The 14,843-nt window shown below is 70.4% G+C and carries 12 protein-coding genes; 7 read left to right on the forward strand and 5 right to left on the reverse strand.

Features of this window, described 5'->3' with window-relative positions; all coding sequences use genetic code 11:
- Window positions 1-174: 174 nt before the first annotated feature.
- The 3 genes from ctaD (at window position 175) to OG322_RS36305 (ending at window position 3,774) form a co-directional block, all read left to right on the forward strand.
- The gene (gene ctaD / locus OG322_RS36295; protein WP_123467031.1) at window positions 175-1,905 is read left to right on the forward strand and encodes an aa3-type cytochrome oxidase subunit I; all 1,731 of its coding nucleotides are present in this window, start codon (window positions 175-177) and stop codon (window positions 1,903-1,905) included.
- Between the two features lie 74 nt (window positions 1,906-1,979).
- A complete protein-coding gene (locus OG322_RS36300) occupies window positions 1,980-2,282 on the forward strand; it encodes a hypothetical protein (RefSeq protein ID WP_164494585.1) in 303 nt (100 codons plus the stop codon).
- A gap of 130 nt (window positions 2,283-2,412) precedes the next feature.
- Entirely contained in the window at window positions 2,413-3,774 is a 1,362-nt protein-coding gene (locus OG322_RS36305; protein ID WP_123467029.1) for an NAD(P)/FAD-dependent oxidoreductase, read from the forward strand.
- Window positions 3,775-3,818: 44 nt separating this feature from the next.
- On the opposite strand, the gene OG322_RS36310 is transcribed toward OG322_RS36305, so the two are convergent.
- From OG322_RS36310 to mutA, 5 genes are all read right to left on the reverse strand, one after another.
- Window positions 3,819-4,817 carry an aldo/keto reductase family protein gene (locus OG322_RS36310; RefSeq protein ID WP_123467027.1) on the reverse strand — a complete coding sequence of 333 codons (999 nt, stop codon included), beginning with the start codon at window positions 4,815-4,817 and terminating at the stop codon, window positions 3,819-3,821.
- Window positions 4,818-4,875: 58 nt separating this feature from the next.
- Window positions 4,876-6,018 (reverse strand): transcription termination factor Rho, encoded by a 1,143-nt coding sequence (rho, locus tag OG322_RS36315; protein WP_123467025.1) that lies wholly within the window; start codon window positions 6,016-6,018, stop codon window positions 4,876-4,878.
- 371 nt (window positions 6,019-6,389) lie between these two features.
- On the reverse strand, window positions 6,390-7,388 hold the full coding sequence (gene meaB, locus OG322_RS36320) for a methylmalonyl Co-A mutase-associated GTPase MeaB (protein WP_329307490.1): 999 nt from the start codon (window positions 7,386-7,388) through the stop codon (window positions 6,390-6,392).
- Between the two features lie 12 nt (window positions 7,389-7,400).
- The gene (gene scpA / locus OG322_RS36325) at window positions 7,401-9,602 is read right to left on the reverse strand and encodes a methylmalonyl-CoA mutase (RefSeq protein WP_123467021.1); all 2,202 of its coding nucleotides are present in this window, start codon (window positions 9,600-9,602) and stop codon (window positions 7,401-7,403) included.
- Window positions 9,602-11,461, reverse strand: coding sequence for a methylmalonyl-CoA mutase small subunit (gene mutA, locus OG322_RS36330; protein WP_123467019.1), 1,860 nt, complete (start codon window positions 11,459-11,461; stop codon window positions 9,602-9,604). The genes scpA and mutA overlap by 1 nt, the downstream gene beginning before the upstream one ends.
- Before the next feature lie 221 nt (window positions 11,462-11,682).
- On the opposite strand from mutA, the gene OG322_RS36335 reads away from it, so the two are divergent.
- From OG322_RS36335 to OG322_RS36350, 4 genes are all read left to right on the forward strand, one after another.
- Window positions 11,683-12,111, forward strand: a complete 429-nt coding sequence (locus OG322_RS36335; protein WP_241200475.1) for a DUF6325 family protein — start codon at window positions 11,683-11,685, stop codon at window positions 12,109-12,111.
- Window positions 12,112-12,165: 54 nt separating this feature from the next.
- A complete protein-coding gene (locus tag OG322_RS36340; RefSeq protein ID WP_123467014.1) occupies window positions 12,166-12,447 on the forward strand; it encodes an SHOCT domain-containing protein in 282 nt (93 codons plus the stop codon).
- Between the two features lie 364 nt (window positions 12,448-12,811).
- Window positions 12,812-13,609, forward strand: coding sequence for a tyrosine-protein phosphatase (locus OG322_RS36345; protein ID WP_329307491.1), 798 nt, complete (start codon window positions 12,812-12,814; stop codon window positions 13,607-13,609).
- Between the two features lie 173 nt (window positions 13,610-13,782).
- Entirely contained in the window at window positions 13,783-14,706 is a 924-nt protein-coding gene (locus OG322_RS36350) for a hypothetical protein (protein WP_329307492.1), read from the forward strand.
- The last annotated feature ends 137 nt before the right edge of the window (window positions 14,707-14,843 follow it).

Here is a 14,843-nt window from a genome sequence, read left to right on the forward strand (position 1 = left end):
GGTGAATGTCGCGCCACGGCGGGCGCAGGGCCACCCCAGGCGGCCACCCGGCTGGTTTGCTGCAACCGGAAACTCGCGCGACGCGCGGGGAGGGCCGTTCGGCCGACCCCGGTGGAGGCGGCGCCACGCCAGGTGCGCAGTCCACCCGCGGAAGACAATCGAAGGAGCGTCCCAGTGACGACGACGGGCACAACAGGGACGGCGGAGGACGACGAGTCGTACGCCAACGAGCTTCCGGTACACAGCAAGGAACCGGGAAACGTCGTCATCAAGTGGATGACCACCACAGACCACAAGACCATCGGCACGATGTACCTGGTCACCTCGTTCGCGTTCTTCCTCATCGGCGGTCTGCTCGCGCTCTTCATGCGCGCCGAACTGGCTCGTCCGGGCACTCAGATCATGTCGAACGAGCAGTTCAACCAGGCGTTCACGATGCACGGCACGATCATGCTGCTGATGTTCGCGACACCGCTGTTCGCCGGATTCACCAACTGGATGATGCCGCTTCAGATCGGCGCGCCCGACGTGGCGTTCCCCCGGCTGAACATGTTCGCGTACTGGCTCTACCTCTTCGGCTCGGTCCTCGCGGTGGCCGGCTTCCTCACCCCGGACGGAGCGGCCGACTTCGGCTGGTTCGCCTACTCCCCGCTGACGGACGCGGTCCACTCGCCGGGCATCGGCCCCGATATGTGGATCATGGGTCTGGCCTTCTCCGGATTCGGCACGATCCTCGGTTCGGTCAACTTCATCACCACGATCATCTGCCTGCGCGCACCCGGCATGACGATGTTCCGCATGCCGATCTTCGTCTGGAACGTCCTGCTGACAGCTGTACTGGTCCTGCTGGCCTTCCCGGTCCTCGCCGGGGCGCTCCTGGCACTGGAGGCGGACCGCAAGTTCGGCGCTCACGTCTTCGACGCGGCCAACGGCGGCGCGCTGCTCTGGCAGCACCTCTTCTGGTTCTTCGGCCATCCCGAGGTCTACATCATCGCGCTCCCGTTCTTCGGGATCGTCACCGAGATCCTTCCGGTCTTCAGCCGGAAACCGATCTTCGGCTACATCGGTCTGGTCGGCGCGACGATCGCCATCGCGGGTCTGTCCGCGACCGTGTGGGCCCACCACATGTTCGTCACCGGCGCTGTGCTGCTGCCGTTCTTCTCCTTCATGACGTTCCTCATCGCGGTACCCACCGGGGTGAAGTTCTTCAACTGGATCGGCACGATGTGGAAGGGCTCACTGTCCTTCGAGACACCGATGCTCTGGTCCATCGGCTTTCTCGTCACGTTCCTCTTCGGCGGTCTGACCGGTGTCATCCTCGCGTCGCCGCCGATGGACTTCCACGTCTCGGACTCGTACTTCGTCGTGGCGCACTTCCACTACGTGGTCTTCGGTACCGTGGTCTTCGCGATGTTCGCCGGATTCCACTTCTGGTGGCCGAAGTTCACCGGCAAGATGCTGGACGAGCGGCTCGGCAAGATCACCTTCTGGACGCTGTTCGTGGGCTTCCACGGCACGTTCCTGGTGCAGCACTGGCTGGGCGCCGAGGGCATGCCGCGCCGTTACGCGGACTACCTCGCGGCGGACGGCTTCACCACGCTGAACACGATCTCGTCGATCGCCTCGTTCCTGCTCGGCCTGTCGATGCTGCCGTTCTTCTACAACGTGTGGAAGACGGCCAAGTACGGCAAGAACGTCGGGGTCGACGATCCGTGGGGCTACGGCCGCTCGCTGGAGTGGGCGACGTCCTGCCCGCCGCCGCGGCACAACTTCGTCACGCTGCCGCGGATCCGTTCCGAGTCCCCGGCGTTCGACCTCCACCACCCGTCCGTGCGTGAGCTCGACGAGGTCAAAGGCCACGGCGGACGCTCAACGACGGTGGCCCCGGGGGACAGGCGGGCGTGAGCGGAGTGGCCGGCGGAGAGGAGGACCGGGTGGGCACCGACCCCGACCAGGACAGCGCCCGCGGGCTGGCCCAGATGGAGGGCTATCTGCTGTGGAACGCCGAGATCGAGGAGGCGCGACGGCTCGCCCGTCGCTTCACCGGCGAACTGCCCTGGCTCACCACCGCCCAGCGCGAGGACGTGGAACGGGTCTACGCGGCCGACCGCGCCGAGGCCTCGCGGGTGATGCTGGTCCGCATCTGCGCCCGCGCCACCGAACTGCGCGGCGAGTACAGCCGACGGTACCGCACGCTCAGGGCACGCTGCGTCGCCGCCGTCGTGGTCTGCCTGGGCACGGCCGGCGGCGCCTGCGCCCTGGTGACGTACCTGGTCAGGTGACCGCCGGTCGTCCGTTCTGCCGTCCCAGCAGGCGAAGTCGCATCTGCCTCGTAAAGATGAGGGGTGACGGACGCGTGCGACGGGGCAGGCGAACGGACGACCGTGCAGACCCCGAGAAGGGACGAACACTGTGGCACGACCCAGGATCCTCGTTGTCGGAGCCGGATTCGCCGGGGTCGAGTGCGTACGCCGTCTCGAACGCCGGCTCCGTCCCGGTGAAGCGGACATCGCACTCGTGGCCCCGTACTCGTACCAGCTCTACCTGCCCCTGCTGCCTCAGGTGGCCTCGGGCGTCCTCACCCCGCAGTCGGTGGCGGTGTCACTGCGCCGCAGCAGCCGGCACCGCACCAGGATCATTCCCGGCGGGGCCGTCGGAGTGGACCCCATGGCGAAGATCTGCGTCATCCGCAAGATCACCGACGAGGTCGTCGACGAGCCGTACGACTACATCGTGCTCAGTCCGGGCAGCGTCACCCGCACCTTCGACATCCCCGGGCTGCTCGACAACGCCCGGGGCATGAAGACCCTGGCGGAAGCCGCCTTCGTGCGCGATCACGTCATCGCGCAGCTCGATCTCGCGGACGCCAGCCACGACGAGGAGGAGCGGGCCTCGCGGCTGCAGTTCGTGGTGGTCGGCGGCGGGTACGCGGGCACCGAGACCGCGGCCTGTCTGCAGCGGCTCACCACCAACGCGGTGCGGCACTACCCCCGGCTCGACCCGAAGCTGATCAAGTGGCATCTGATCGACATCGCCCCGAAGCTCATGCCCGAACTGGGCGACAAGCTCGGTGAGAGCGCACTGAAGGTGCTGCGCGACCGCGGGATCGAGGTGTCGCTCGGCGTTTCGATCGCCGAGGCGGGCCCCGACAAGGTGACCTTCACCGACGGCCGGGTGGTGCCCTGCCGGACCCTGATCTGGACGGCGGGCGTCACCGCCAGCCCGCTGGTCACCACCTTCGACGCGGAGACGGTACGCGGCCGGCTGGCGGTCACCCCCGACATGAGCCTGCCCGGCCACGACGGTATGTTCGCCCTCGGTGACGCGGCGGCCGTACCCGATCTGGCCAAGGGCGACGGCGCGGTCTGCCCGCCCACCGCACAGCACGCCATGCGGCAGGGCCGCAGGCTCGCCGACAACCTCCTGGCCACCCTCCGCAACCAGCCTCTGCGGCCCTACGTCCACAAGGACCTCGGGCTCGTCGTGGACCTCGGTGGCAGGGACGCCGTCTCCAAGCCGCTCGGCATCGAGATGCACGGGATCGGTGCCCAGGCCGTGGCCCGCGGTTACCACTGGACGGCGCTGCGGACCAATGTGGCCAAGGCGAGGGTCATGACCAACTGGCTGATCAACGCCGCCGCGGGCGACGACTTCGTCCGCACCGGATTCCAGTCCCGCAAGCCCGCCACATTGCGCGACTTCGAGCACACGGACAGCTACCTCACTCCTGAGCAGGTCCGCGAGCACACCGCCTCGCTGAACACCCGGATGTGACCCGCGACAGCAAAGGGCCCGGCCGGATCCTTTGCTGTCGCGGGTCAGCTGTGGCCCTTGTGGCCCACGGTGAGACCGGGGTCCCGCTTCGCCACCGGGTCCAGGGCCTGGTCGACGGCCTTCAGCAGGTCCGCGTCCAGCCGCACACCGGCGGCCACGGCGTTCTCCGTCACCTGCTCGGGACGGGAGGCGCCGATGATGGCGGCGGAGACATTGGAGTTCTGCAGCACCCAGGCGACCGCGAGCTGCGCCATGCTCAGGCCGGCCTGCTCGGCGAGCGGACGCAGCAGCTGCACCCGCTCCAGCACCTCGTCGCGCAGCCAGTCGGCGACCATGTCGGCCCCGCCCTTGTCGTCCGTCGCACGCGAGCCCGCCGGCAGGGGCGCGCCGGGCCGGTACTTGCCGGTGAGCGCGCCCTGCGCGATCGGCGACCAGACGATCTGACCGATGCCGAGCTCCTCGGACGCGGGCACCACCTCGTCCTCGATGACCCGCCACAGCGCCGAGTACTGCGGCTGGTTGGAGATCAGCGGCACCCGCAGCTCACGGGCCAGCGCATGTCCGGCGCGCAGCTGCTCGGCAGTCCACTCCGAGACGCCGATGTAGAGGGCCTTGCCGGAGCGGACGACGTCGGCGAACGCCTCCATCGTCTCTTCCAGCGGCGTGGTGTGGTCGTAGCGGTGGGCCTGGTAGAGGTCGACGTGGTCGGTCTGCAGCCGGCGCAGTGAGTTGTCGATCGACTCCAGGATGTGCTTGCGGCCGAGCCCCCGGTCGTTCTGCCCGGGGCCGGTCGGGAAGTAGACCTTGGTGAAGATCTCCAGCCCTTCCCGGCGCTCGTCCTTGAGCGCCCGTCCGAGGACCGCCTCGGCACGCGTCTGGGCGTAGACGTCCGCGGTGTCGAATGTGGTGATGCCGGCGTCCAGGGCGGCACGGATGCAGGCGAACGCCGCGTCCTCCTCCACCTGGGAACCGTGGGTGAGCCAGTTCCCGTAAGCGATCTCGCTGATCGTCAGACCGCTGCGGCCGAGTCGGCGGAATTCCATGTGGCTGCTCTCCCTCTGCTGGTCAGTGCCGCTCCATGGTAGGACGCCTGACGGGCATTCAGGCGGCCGGAACGGTATTACGGATCAGCTTGAGGAAGGCGGCGTTGTCCGGGGTGCGCCGGATCCGGTCCAGCAGCGTTTCCAGCGAGGTCTGCGCGTCCCTGGAGTGCAGGGCGCGCCGCAGGCCGCGTACGGCGGTCAGTTCGTCGGCCGGTACGAGGAGTTCGTCGCGGCGGGTCCCGGAGGCCGCGACGTTCACGGCCGGATGGATCCGCTTCTCGGCCAGGGTGCGGTCGAGCCGCAGTTCCATGTTGCCGGTCCCCTTCAGCTCCTCGAAGAAGTACTCGTCGGCGCGGGAGCCGGTGTCCACGAGAGCCGTGGCCAGAATGGTCAGGGAGCCGCCCTCCTCGGTGAGCCGCGCGGCCCCGAAGAGGCGCTTTGGTCCGAGCAGGGCCGCCGCGTCGACACCGCCGCTGAGGGTGCGGCCACCGGCCGCGGCCGCGTTGTTGTGGGCCCGGCACAGCCGGGTGAGGGAGTCCAGCAGGATGACGACGTCCCGGCCCTGCTCGACCAGTCGCTTGGCGCGTTCGAGCGCGAGCTCCGCCAGTGCGATGTGCTCCTTGGCGGGCCGGTCGAAGGTCGAGGCGTAGACCTCGCCCCGTACCGAGCGTCGCATGTCGGTGACCTCCTCGGGACGCTCGTCGAGCAGCACCACCATCAGGTGGCACTCGGGGTGGTTCTCGGCGACCGAGGCCGCGATCTGCTGGAGCAGGACCGTCTTGCCGGTCCTGGGCGGGGCCACGATGAGCCCGCGCTGTCCCTTGCCGACCGGGGCGACGAGGTCGACGACGCGCGTCGAGGGACTGCCCGAGGGCGTTTCCAGACGCAGTCGCTGCCGGGGGTGGAGCGGGGTGAGGTCACGGAAGTGCGGCCGGGCCCGAAGTGCTTGCGGGGGAAGGCCGTTGACACGTTCGACGGTGCTCAGGGCGCGGGGCCGGTCGCAGGTCCCCTCGACGGCATCGCCCTTGCGCAGGCCGTGCCGGCGGATGAGCGTGGCGGGGACCTGGACGTCGCGGGGGGTGGCGTGACCGTCGGCGGGGCGCAGGGCGCCGTGCCCCTGGTGGGTGATGTCGAGGACACCGGCTGCGGCCGTGGCGGCAGCGGGCTTGGTGGTAACGGGGTGTTCGAGTGTGGTGGTCATGCGGGGTGGTCCTTTCGCGGACATGCGAATGAAGGGGCCCGGCAGAAACGGGGGCGGAGATATCACGCCCCGGACGACGGGCAGGAAAAGCCCGGTGGCAGAGCCCGTACCGGACTGAGGAAAGTCATGCGGTGAAGCTGGATCGCCGGTCGGAATGAACGGCGCATCAGCGTGATGAAAAACGTACCGGCACCGGCGCCCGAATGTCTGGGCGTACACAAGTACCAATGGCAATGTACCACGACTGCCGGACGCGCATGGCAGTCGTGGCGCGGATCGCCCCGTCGTCGCGGGGGAGCGGGAAGTGTTCGCGCGCTCCGGGGCCCCGGCTCCGGAGCGTCCTGCTTCAGCTCGGGAGCCGGGACCCGCGGTCAGACCGTCGGCCCCGGCCCCCGGAAGGTCTCCAGGATCTGCTCGGCGGCCAGCGTGGCCGGCAGGGTGCCTTCCCGTACCCGCAGTTCGAGTTCCGGTGCGAGCGCACGCACCCCGGGATGGCCGCGCAGGCTCTCCAGCAGCTCTTCGCGCACCATCGTCCACGTCCAGTCGACCTGCTGCTCGCGTCGTTTGGCCGCCAGCCGGCCGGTCGATTCGAGCAGTGTCCGGTGCTGCTCCAGCCGCTCCCAGAGGGTGTCGAGGCCGCTTCCCTCGCGGGCGCTGCACGTCAGCACCGGTGGGGTCCAGGCCGCGTCCGCCGCGTGCATCAGCCGCAGCGCGCCCGCCAGTTCGCGTGCGGCGGAGCGGGCGTCGCGCTCGTGCGGTCCGTCGGCCTTGTTGACCGCGATGGCGTCGGCCAGCTCCAGCACGCCCTTCTTGATGCCCTGCAACTGGTCGCCGGTGCGGGCCAGTGTCAGCAGCAGGAACGTGTCGACCATATTGGCGACCGCCGTCTCCGACTGGCCGACCCCGACCGTCTCCACCAGCACCACGTCGTACCCGGCCGCCTCCATCACCACGATGGACTCCCGGGTCGCCTTCGCGACCCCGCCCAGCGTCCCGGCGGTGGGGGAGGGGCGCACGAACGCCGCCGGGTCCACCGCGAGCCGCTCCATCCGGGTCTTGTCGCCCAGGATGGAGCCGCCGGTACGGCTGGACGACGGATCGACGGCCAGCACCGCGACCCGGTGCCCCAGCCCGGTGAGCATCGTGCCGAGGGCGTCGATGAAGGTGGACTTGCCGACCCCGGGCACGCCGCTGATGCCGATGCGGCGGGCGCTGCCGGAGTGCGGCAGAAGTTCGCGCAGCAGCTGCTGGGCGAGTGCCCGGTGGTCGGGCCGGGTGGACTCGACGAGCGTGATGGCGCGCGCGATGTGCGCCCGCCTCCCGTCGAGTGCCCCCTTCACATAGCTGTCGAGATCGATCTTCGGGGCCATGGGTTCAGCGGCTCACAGCTCGTGGCCGAGCGAGGCGCCGAGCCGCGTGACCAGGTCGTGAGCCGCCTCCGGGATCACTGTCCCGGGTGGGAAGACAGCCGCCGCGCCCGCCTCGTGCAGCGCCTCGATGTCCTGCGGCGGAATCACCCCGCCCACCACGATCATGATGTCCTCGCGGCCCTCGGCAGCCAGCTCCTCGCGAAGCGCCGGCACGAGGGTGAGATGACCGGCGGCCAGCGACGAGACGCCCACGATGTGCACGTCGGCCTCGACCGCCTGCCGGGCGACCTCGCCCGGCGTCTGGAACAGCGGGCCGACATCCACGTCGAAGCCCAGGTCGGCGAAGGCGGTCGCGATCACCTTCTGCCCGCGGTCGTGCCCGTCCTGGCCCATCTTGGCGACCAGGATGCGCGGGCGCCGCCCCTCCGCCTCCTCGAACGCGTCGACCAGCGCGCGGGTGCGGTCCACGGACGGCGACTCCCCTGCCTCGTTGCGGTACACACCGGAGATCGTACGGATCTGGCCCGAATGCCGGCCGTACACCTTCTCCAGCGCGTCCGAGATCTCGCCCACGGTGGCCATCGCGCGCGCCGCGTCGACGGCCAGCGCCAGCAGATTGCCTTCGAGTCCGGGCCCCGGCTCCCGGCCCGCCGCGTCCGTCAGCGCACGCAGCGCGTCCTGGCAGGTCTGCTCGTCGCGCTCCTCGCGCAGCCGCCGCAGCTTCTCGATCTGCTGGGTGCGCACCGAGGAGTTGTCGACCTTGAGCACGTCGATCTTCTCGTCGGTCTCGACCCGGTACTTGTTGACGCCGATGACCGGCTGGCGCCCGGAGTCGATGCGCGCCTGGGTGCGGGCCGCGGCCTCCTCGATGCGCAGCTTGGGGATTCCGGCGTCGATGGCCTTGGCCATGCCGCCCGCCGCCTCGACCTCCTCGATGTGCTGCCAGGCCCGCCGCGCCAGGTCGTACGTCAGCTTCTCCACGTACGCGCTGCCGCCCCACGGGTCGATCACCCGGCCCGTGCCTGACTCCTGCTGGAGCAGCAGCTGGGTGTTGCGGGCGATGCGCGCGGAGAAGTCCGTCGGCAGGGCGAGCGCCTCGTCGAGCGCGTTCGTGTGCAGCGACTGGGTGTGCCCCTGGGTGGCGGCCATCGCCTCCACGCAGGTCCTGGTGACGTTGTTGAAGACGTCCTGCGCGGTCAGCGACCAGCCGGAGGTCTGCGAATGAGTGCGCAACGAAAGGGACTTGGGATTCTTCGGCTCGAACTCCCGGACCAGCTTGGCCCACAGCAGCCGGGCCGCCCGCAGCTTCGCGATCTCCATGAAGAAGTTCATGCCGATCGCCCAGAAGAACGACAGCCGGGGCGCGAACGCGTCCACGTCCAGCCCGGTGTCCCGCCCGGCGCGCAGATACTCCACCCCGTCCGCCAGGGTGTACGCCAGCTCCAGATCGGCCGTCGCCCCGGCCTCCTGGATGTGATAGCCGGAGATGGAGATCGAGTTGTAGCGCGGCATCTTCTGCGAGGTGAACGCGAAGATGTCGGAGATGATCCGCATCGAGGGCTTCGGCGGATAGATGTAGGTGTTGCGGACCATGAACTCCTTCAGAATGTCGTTCTGAATGGTCCCGGCCAGCTTCTCGGGCGGCACGCCCTGCTCCTCGGCGGCCACGATGTACAGCGCGAGTACGGGGAGCACCGCGCCGTTCATCGTCATCGACACCGACATCCTGTCCAGCGGGATGCCCTCGAACAGCTGACGCATGTCGTAGATCGAGTCGATCGCCACCCCCGCCATGCCGACATCGCCGGTCACCCGCGGGTGATCGCTGTCGTAACCCCGGTGGGTCGGCAGGTCGAAGGCGACGGAGAGCCCCTTCTGCCCGGCCGCGAGGTTACGGCGGTAGAAGGCGTTGGACTCCTCGGCGGTGGAGAACCCCGCGTACTGCCGGATGGTCCAGGGCTGGTTGACGTACATCGTCGGGTAGGGGCCGCGCAGATACGGCGCGACGCCCGGGTACGTTCCGAGGAAGTCGAGTCCCTCCAGGTCCTGGCCGGTGTACAGCGGCTTGACCGCGATGCCTTCCGGGGTCTCCCACAGGAGGTCGCCGTCGGAGCTCCCGGAGGACTCCTTCACCGCCGCACGCCACTGATCCTCGGTCACCTCGGCGCCGCTGCCCGGCCCGAGCTCGATGTCGGAGAAGTCGGGGATCCGCATTACGCCACACCCATACGGTCGAGAACGGAGGAGAGCACGGCCACCACATCGCAGCCGGCGTGGACGTACTCGTCGACACCGGCGAAATCGCCCGGCCGCCCTGCCAGGTACACCCGCTGCGCACCCGCCGACACGAGCGCCCCGGCGACCTCGCCGGCCTGCTCGGCGTAGAGCGCGTCACTGGAGCACAGACACGCCACGTCCGTCCCGGCGGCCGCGAACGCGGCGCCGGCCGACGAGGCGTCCACCTCCACCGGTTCGTGGACCGGCTCGATGCCGCCCGCCTGGAAGAGGTTCGCGGCGAACGAGGCCCGAGCGGTGTGCGCCGCGGCGGGGCCGAGTGCGGCGATGAACACGCGCGGCCGGCGACCGGTCGCCGCCAGATGGGCGTCCGAGCGGGCCCGCAGCGCCTCGAACGCCTCGTCGCGACGGACCACCGGCAGACCGCCCGGCGCGACGGCCGACGGCGCGGCCTCGCGCTCCACCGCACGCTCGGCGAGCTGCGGGAACTCGCTGACGCCGGTAATCGGCTCCTTGCGGCGCGCCAGGTTCTTCTTGCGCGCCGCCCAGGTGGCCGCCAGCCGCTCCGCGATCATCGCGGAGTCCAGCGCGGCCGCCTGGCCGCCCGCCCGCTCGATCTCCTGGAAGAACGCCCAAGCGGCGTCCGCGAGTTCGTCGGTGAGCCGCTCCACGTACCAGGAGCCGCCGGCCGGGTCGATGACCCGGGCCAGATGCGACTCCTCCACCAGGATCGTCGACGTGTTGCGGGCGATGCGCCGCGCGAACGCGTCCGGCAGGCCCAGCGCGTGATCGAACGGCAGCACGGTCACCGCATCGGCCCCGCCGACGCCCGCGCCCAGACAGGCCAGCGTGGTGCGGAGCATGTTCACCCACGGATCGCGCCGGGTCATCATCACCGGCGACGTCACGGCGTGCTGACGCTGCGCCCCGGCCTCCGCGGCGCCGCAGACCTCGGCGACCCGCGCCCACAGCCGGCGCGCGGCCCGCAGTTTGGCGATCGTCAGGAACTGGTCGGCGGTGGCCGCGTACCGGAACTCCAGCTGCGCGCAGGCCTCCTCGACACCGAGCCCCGACTCGGTCAGCGCCCGCAGGTAGGCGACCCCCGTGGCCAGCGAACTGCCCAGCTCCTGGGCGGCCGAGCCGCCGGCCTCGTGGTAGGGCATCGCGTCCACGGTCAGCGCCCGCAGCCCGGGATACTCGCGGGCGCAGCGCTGTGCCCAGTGGACCGCGGCCGTCAGGTCCGGTGCGGCGCCGCTGCGGGCCGCCTGACCCAACGGGTCCGCGCCGAGACTGCCGCGCGCCGACTGCGGTGATACGCCCCGCTCCGCGTAGAGGCGCAGCAACTCCGTCGCCGCGGCGTCGAGTTCGTCCCCCGCGTCGAGCACGACCGGAGCCAGGTCGAGATGGACGCCGGCCAGCGCCCGTGCGAGACCGGAGACCGGCACGCCACCGCCGGCGTCCCCCACGGTCAGCCACAACGAGGTGACGCCGTTCTCCAGATCCGCGAGCACGGCCTCGTTGAGGCGGGCGGGATCAGGTGTGCCGTGGCGTTGGCGAACACCCCAGCCGCCCGCCGTGCTTCCCTCGGGCTTACCGCCGCGGGTGAAAGGGGCGAAGCCCGGGAGACCGGCATCGGGCGCGTCGTCGCGCGAGGTGTAGAGAGGACGGGTGATGAGCCCGTCCTCCACCGTGGTGGACAGTGCTTCCTCGGCGGCCGAACCCGAAACGTCCTTGCCCGACTTGCGCAGCACACCCTCGACGAGGCTCTGCCACTGCTCATGGGCGGGGTCAGGGAATTCGGCGGCCAACGAAAGCCCGTCAGCAGGCAGGACCGTCATGCCCAGATGCTAGGGCAGGTCTCAGATGAGCAGCAGAGGCGCTGGCTGTGACCTTGCACTCTCCCAGCGCGCTTGATCCTTTACGTACTGTCGAGTAGCACCCGGGAGGGTGATTCGCTCGACATCTCCACCTTGGGTGTCGTCGGGTGATTTGCCACAGTGCGACACCAAATGACCGAAGTTATGCTGCTGGCAATCCATCCCTCCGGAGAGGACACCCCGTGGCTGTGGGACCTGTGGAGTACCTCGTCGTCGCCTTCCCCGGCAGCCGGTTCACCGGTGCGATCGCCCCGGCGCTGGCCGACGCGGTCGCGTCGAAGGCGGTACGCATCATCGACCTGGCGTTTGTGTACCGGGCCGACGACGGCACGCTCGAGACCGTCGAGCTGGACGACCTCGACCCCGAGGACCTCGTCTCGTTCGAGCCGGTCGAGGGCGAGGTCACCGGGATGCTGAACACCGAAGACATCCGGAAGCTGGGCGAGAGAGTGCCGCCGGGCAGCTCCGCGGCGCTGATCGTGTGGGAGGACCTCTGGGCGGTACCGCTCACCGAGGCCGTCCGCGCGTCGGGCGGACAGCTCGTCGCGCACGAGCGGATCCCCGCCGACGTCGCGGAGGCGGCCGTGTCCGCCGCCCGCTCCGCCCGCTGACACCGCACCCGCACCGGAAAGGCGTACGACATGCCGATTTTTCGAGGAGCCGGAATGAACCGCCGCGGGCCGGGCCTGCTCGGCGCGGTGGCGCGCACGGCCGTCGTCGCGGGCACCGCCTCGGCGGTCAGCGGCCGGGTCCAGCAGCACCAGCAGGCGAAGTTCAGCGAACGGGACGCGGAGCAGGCTGCCGAGCCTCAGGCGCAGCAGCAGGCCGCCGAGCCGTCTCCGGATGATCTGATCGGTCAGCTGGAGCGACTGGGCGCGCTGAAGAAGCAGGGCGTCCTCACGGATGCCGAGTTCGTGGCGCAGAAGAACAGGCTTCTGGCGGAATGAGCGCGGCCGTCCGGGCGGGACCGGTTTATGTGTTTCCCGTCCGCCACTCGCGGGTGTATGCGGCGTATTGATCAATGGCGGTCCCGGAAGGTGTATCCGACCGGCTTGCCGGGGCGGTGCATACGGCACCGTGCGGAGCCCGGCCGCGACGTCGCTCCCGCCCCTTTCCCGCTCCCGCGCATCCCCGTGGAGCCGCAGGCCGACGGGGATGCGGTGACGCGTCATCCCTTCTGCCCCGTGTACCTGAGTCCCCGATCGATCATCCCCGGCGTTCGGCTCTGTCGAATTCCCGGCCTCATGCGACTTTTGATCCGGCCAAGCCGAAATCAATTCGAATACGTGTTGGGAAAAGAGGAAGTTCATCGTGGAAACCGTCAGGGCCGTCCCGGAAGTATCCGGTCTCAATCTGCGTGACCTGGGCGGCATCGCCCTGGAATGCGGCCGCCAGGTCCGGCTGGGCCGGGTGATGCGCTCCGGACAGCTCGGTGGGCTGGGTCCGGCGGACGACGCCGCGGTGGCGGCACTCGGTATCCGCACGGTCGTCGATCTGCGGACCGCGGACGAGCGCGCGTCGGCCCCCGACCGCCTGCCGCCCGGGGCCCGGCTGTTCGTCGCCGATGTGCTCGGGGACAACCCGGGCGTGGCACCCGCCCGGCTCAGGGCCCTGCTCGCCGACGCGGTCGAGGCGGAGCGGCTGCTCGGGGACGGAAAGGCCGAGGAGATGTTCGCGGAGACCTACCGGCAGATGGTGCTCTCGCCGCGCGCCGGGGCCGCGTACCGGGCCTTCGTCGACACGGTCGCCGACGGTGCCGCGGGCCCGGTGCTCTTCCACTGCACCGCGGGCAAGGACCGGACGGGCTGGGCGGCGGCCCTGCTGCTGCTCCTGCTGGGCGCCTCGCGGGATGTCGTGAGGATCGAGTACCTCGCGGTGAACCCGGTGGTGCGGGTCGCCTTCCGGCCGTACGTGCAGAACTTTCTCGACGCCGGCGGTGACCCGGAGATCGCCTCCGCGATCATCGAGGTCCGCCCCCGCTACCTCGACACGGCGCTGGACGCCATGGACGAGCGGTGGGGAGGGCTCGACGGCTATGTGCGCGACGGGCTGCGCATCCCCGAAGCGGTCCTGCGGCGTCTGCGCACCGAACTCGTGTCTCCCGTCTGAGGGCTGTCCTGCGACCCGTGATTGATCACGGGACAGCCCTTGGGCTTCGGTTCCGCTGCCTCCGCCTCCCGGCGGCCGCGCCCCGTTCTCCGCCCGCCTCCGGGTTGACTTGATACCCCTAGGGGGTATGTTGTGGGTGCATTCGAAGCGGCCGTTTCCCGGAGGAGAGCGCCATGAACAACGGATTGAAGATCACCGCCTATGCCGCCGCGCTCGCCGCGACCTTCGGCGTCGCCTACGGCGTGGGCAACGGCGTCGACCCGCTGGTGGCCGCCGAGGTGCGACCCGCGCCGGAGCACGGCGGGCACGGCACGCAGCAGGAGGAAGCCGCCGGGGCGGCGGGCCCGGCGGGCGGGCTGGGGGTATCCGAGGGGGGCTACACGCTGGAGCTGCAGACGCCTGAGGTCGGTGCCGGTGCCCGCACCGGGATACGGTTCGCCGTCGTCGAGGACGCCACCGGTCGCAAGGTCACCGCCTACCAGCGCGAACACGGCAAGGAACTGCACTTCATCCTGGCCTCGCGCGACCTCGGCACCTACCGGCATCTGCACCCCGTGCGCGCGGCCGACGGCACCTGGTCCGTCCCGGTGGACCTGCCCGCCGCCGGTGACTACCGGGCGTTCGCCGATTTCACCCCGGCGGCCGAAGGCGCGCGCAACCTCGTCCTCGGCGCCGACCTCGCGGTCTCGGGCGACTACCGGCCGAAGGCCTTGCCCGCCGCGCGCGCCACCGCCGTGACCGACGGCTACCGCGTGGACCTGGACGGCGGGCTGAAGGCCGGCCGGGAAAGCGATCTCAAGCTCACCGTCAGCAGGAACGGCAGGCCCGTCACCGACCTCCAGCCCTATCTCGGCGCGTACGGGCATCTCGTCGCCCTGCGCTCCGGCGACCTCGCCTACCTGCATGTGCATCCCGCCGAGGGCGGCCCGGGCCCGGCTGTCTCCTTCGCGGCGACGGCGCCCAGCGGCGGCGCCTACCGGCTGTTCCTGGACTTCCGGCACGGCGGCAAGGTGCACACAGCCGCGTTCACGGTCGAGGCCGGGAAGCCGGACGCGGGCCGGACGCAGTCCCCGGACTCCGGCGAGCACGAGCACTGACCCGGGCGCGTCCGGCCCTCCCGTGCCTGCTGCCGGCACCGCACCAGCACGCCGGGATGGGCATCCGGATCCAGCTCCTCGTCGCCGGGAACGGCCGGGTACCGTGGGTGCTGGTGCGGAACGCGCCGGCGGCTTCG

Source organism: Streptomyces sp. NBC_01260 (assembly GCF_036226405.1).
Lineage (GTDB): Bacteria > Actinomycetota > Actinomycetes > Streptomycetales > Streptomycetaceae > Streptomyces > Streptomyces laculatispora.

What these genes read in the sequence shown, in the direction of transcription:
- OG322_RS36300 (WP_164494585.1), top strand. Translation starts at nt 1,980, where the DNA reads ATGGAGGGCTATCTGCTGTGGAACGCCGAGATCGAGGAGGCGCGACGG.
- OG322_RS36310 (WP_123467027.1), bottom strand. Translation starts at nt 4,817, where the DNA reads ATGGAATTCCGCCGACTCGGCCGCAGCGGTCTGACGATCAGCGAGATC.
- rho (WP_123467025.1), bottom strand. Translation starts at nt 6,018, where the DNA reads ATGACCACCACACTCGAACACCCCGTTACCACCAAGCCCGCTGCCGCC.
- meaB (WP_329307490.1), bottom strand. Translation starts at nt 7,388, where the DNA reads ATGGCCCCGAAGATCGATCTCGACAGCTATGTGAAGGGGGCACTCGAC.
- scpA (WP_123467021.1), bottom strand. Translation starts at nt 9,602, where the DNA reads ATGCGGATCCCCGACTTCTCCGACATCGAGCTCGGGCCGGGCAGCGGC.
- mutA (WP_123467019.1), bottom strand. Translation starts at nt 11,461, where the DNA reads ATGACGGTCCTGCCTGCTGACGGGCTTTCGTTGGCCGCCGAATTCCCT.
- OG322_RS36340 (WP_123467014.1), top strand. Translation starts at nt 12,166, where the DNA reads ATGAACCGCCGCGGGCCGGGCCTGCTCGGCGCGGTGGCGCGCACGGCC.
- OG322_RS36350 (WP_329307492.1), top strand. Translation starts at nt 13,783, where the DNA reads ATGAACAACGGATTGAAGATCACCGCCTATGCCGCCGCGCTCGCCGCG.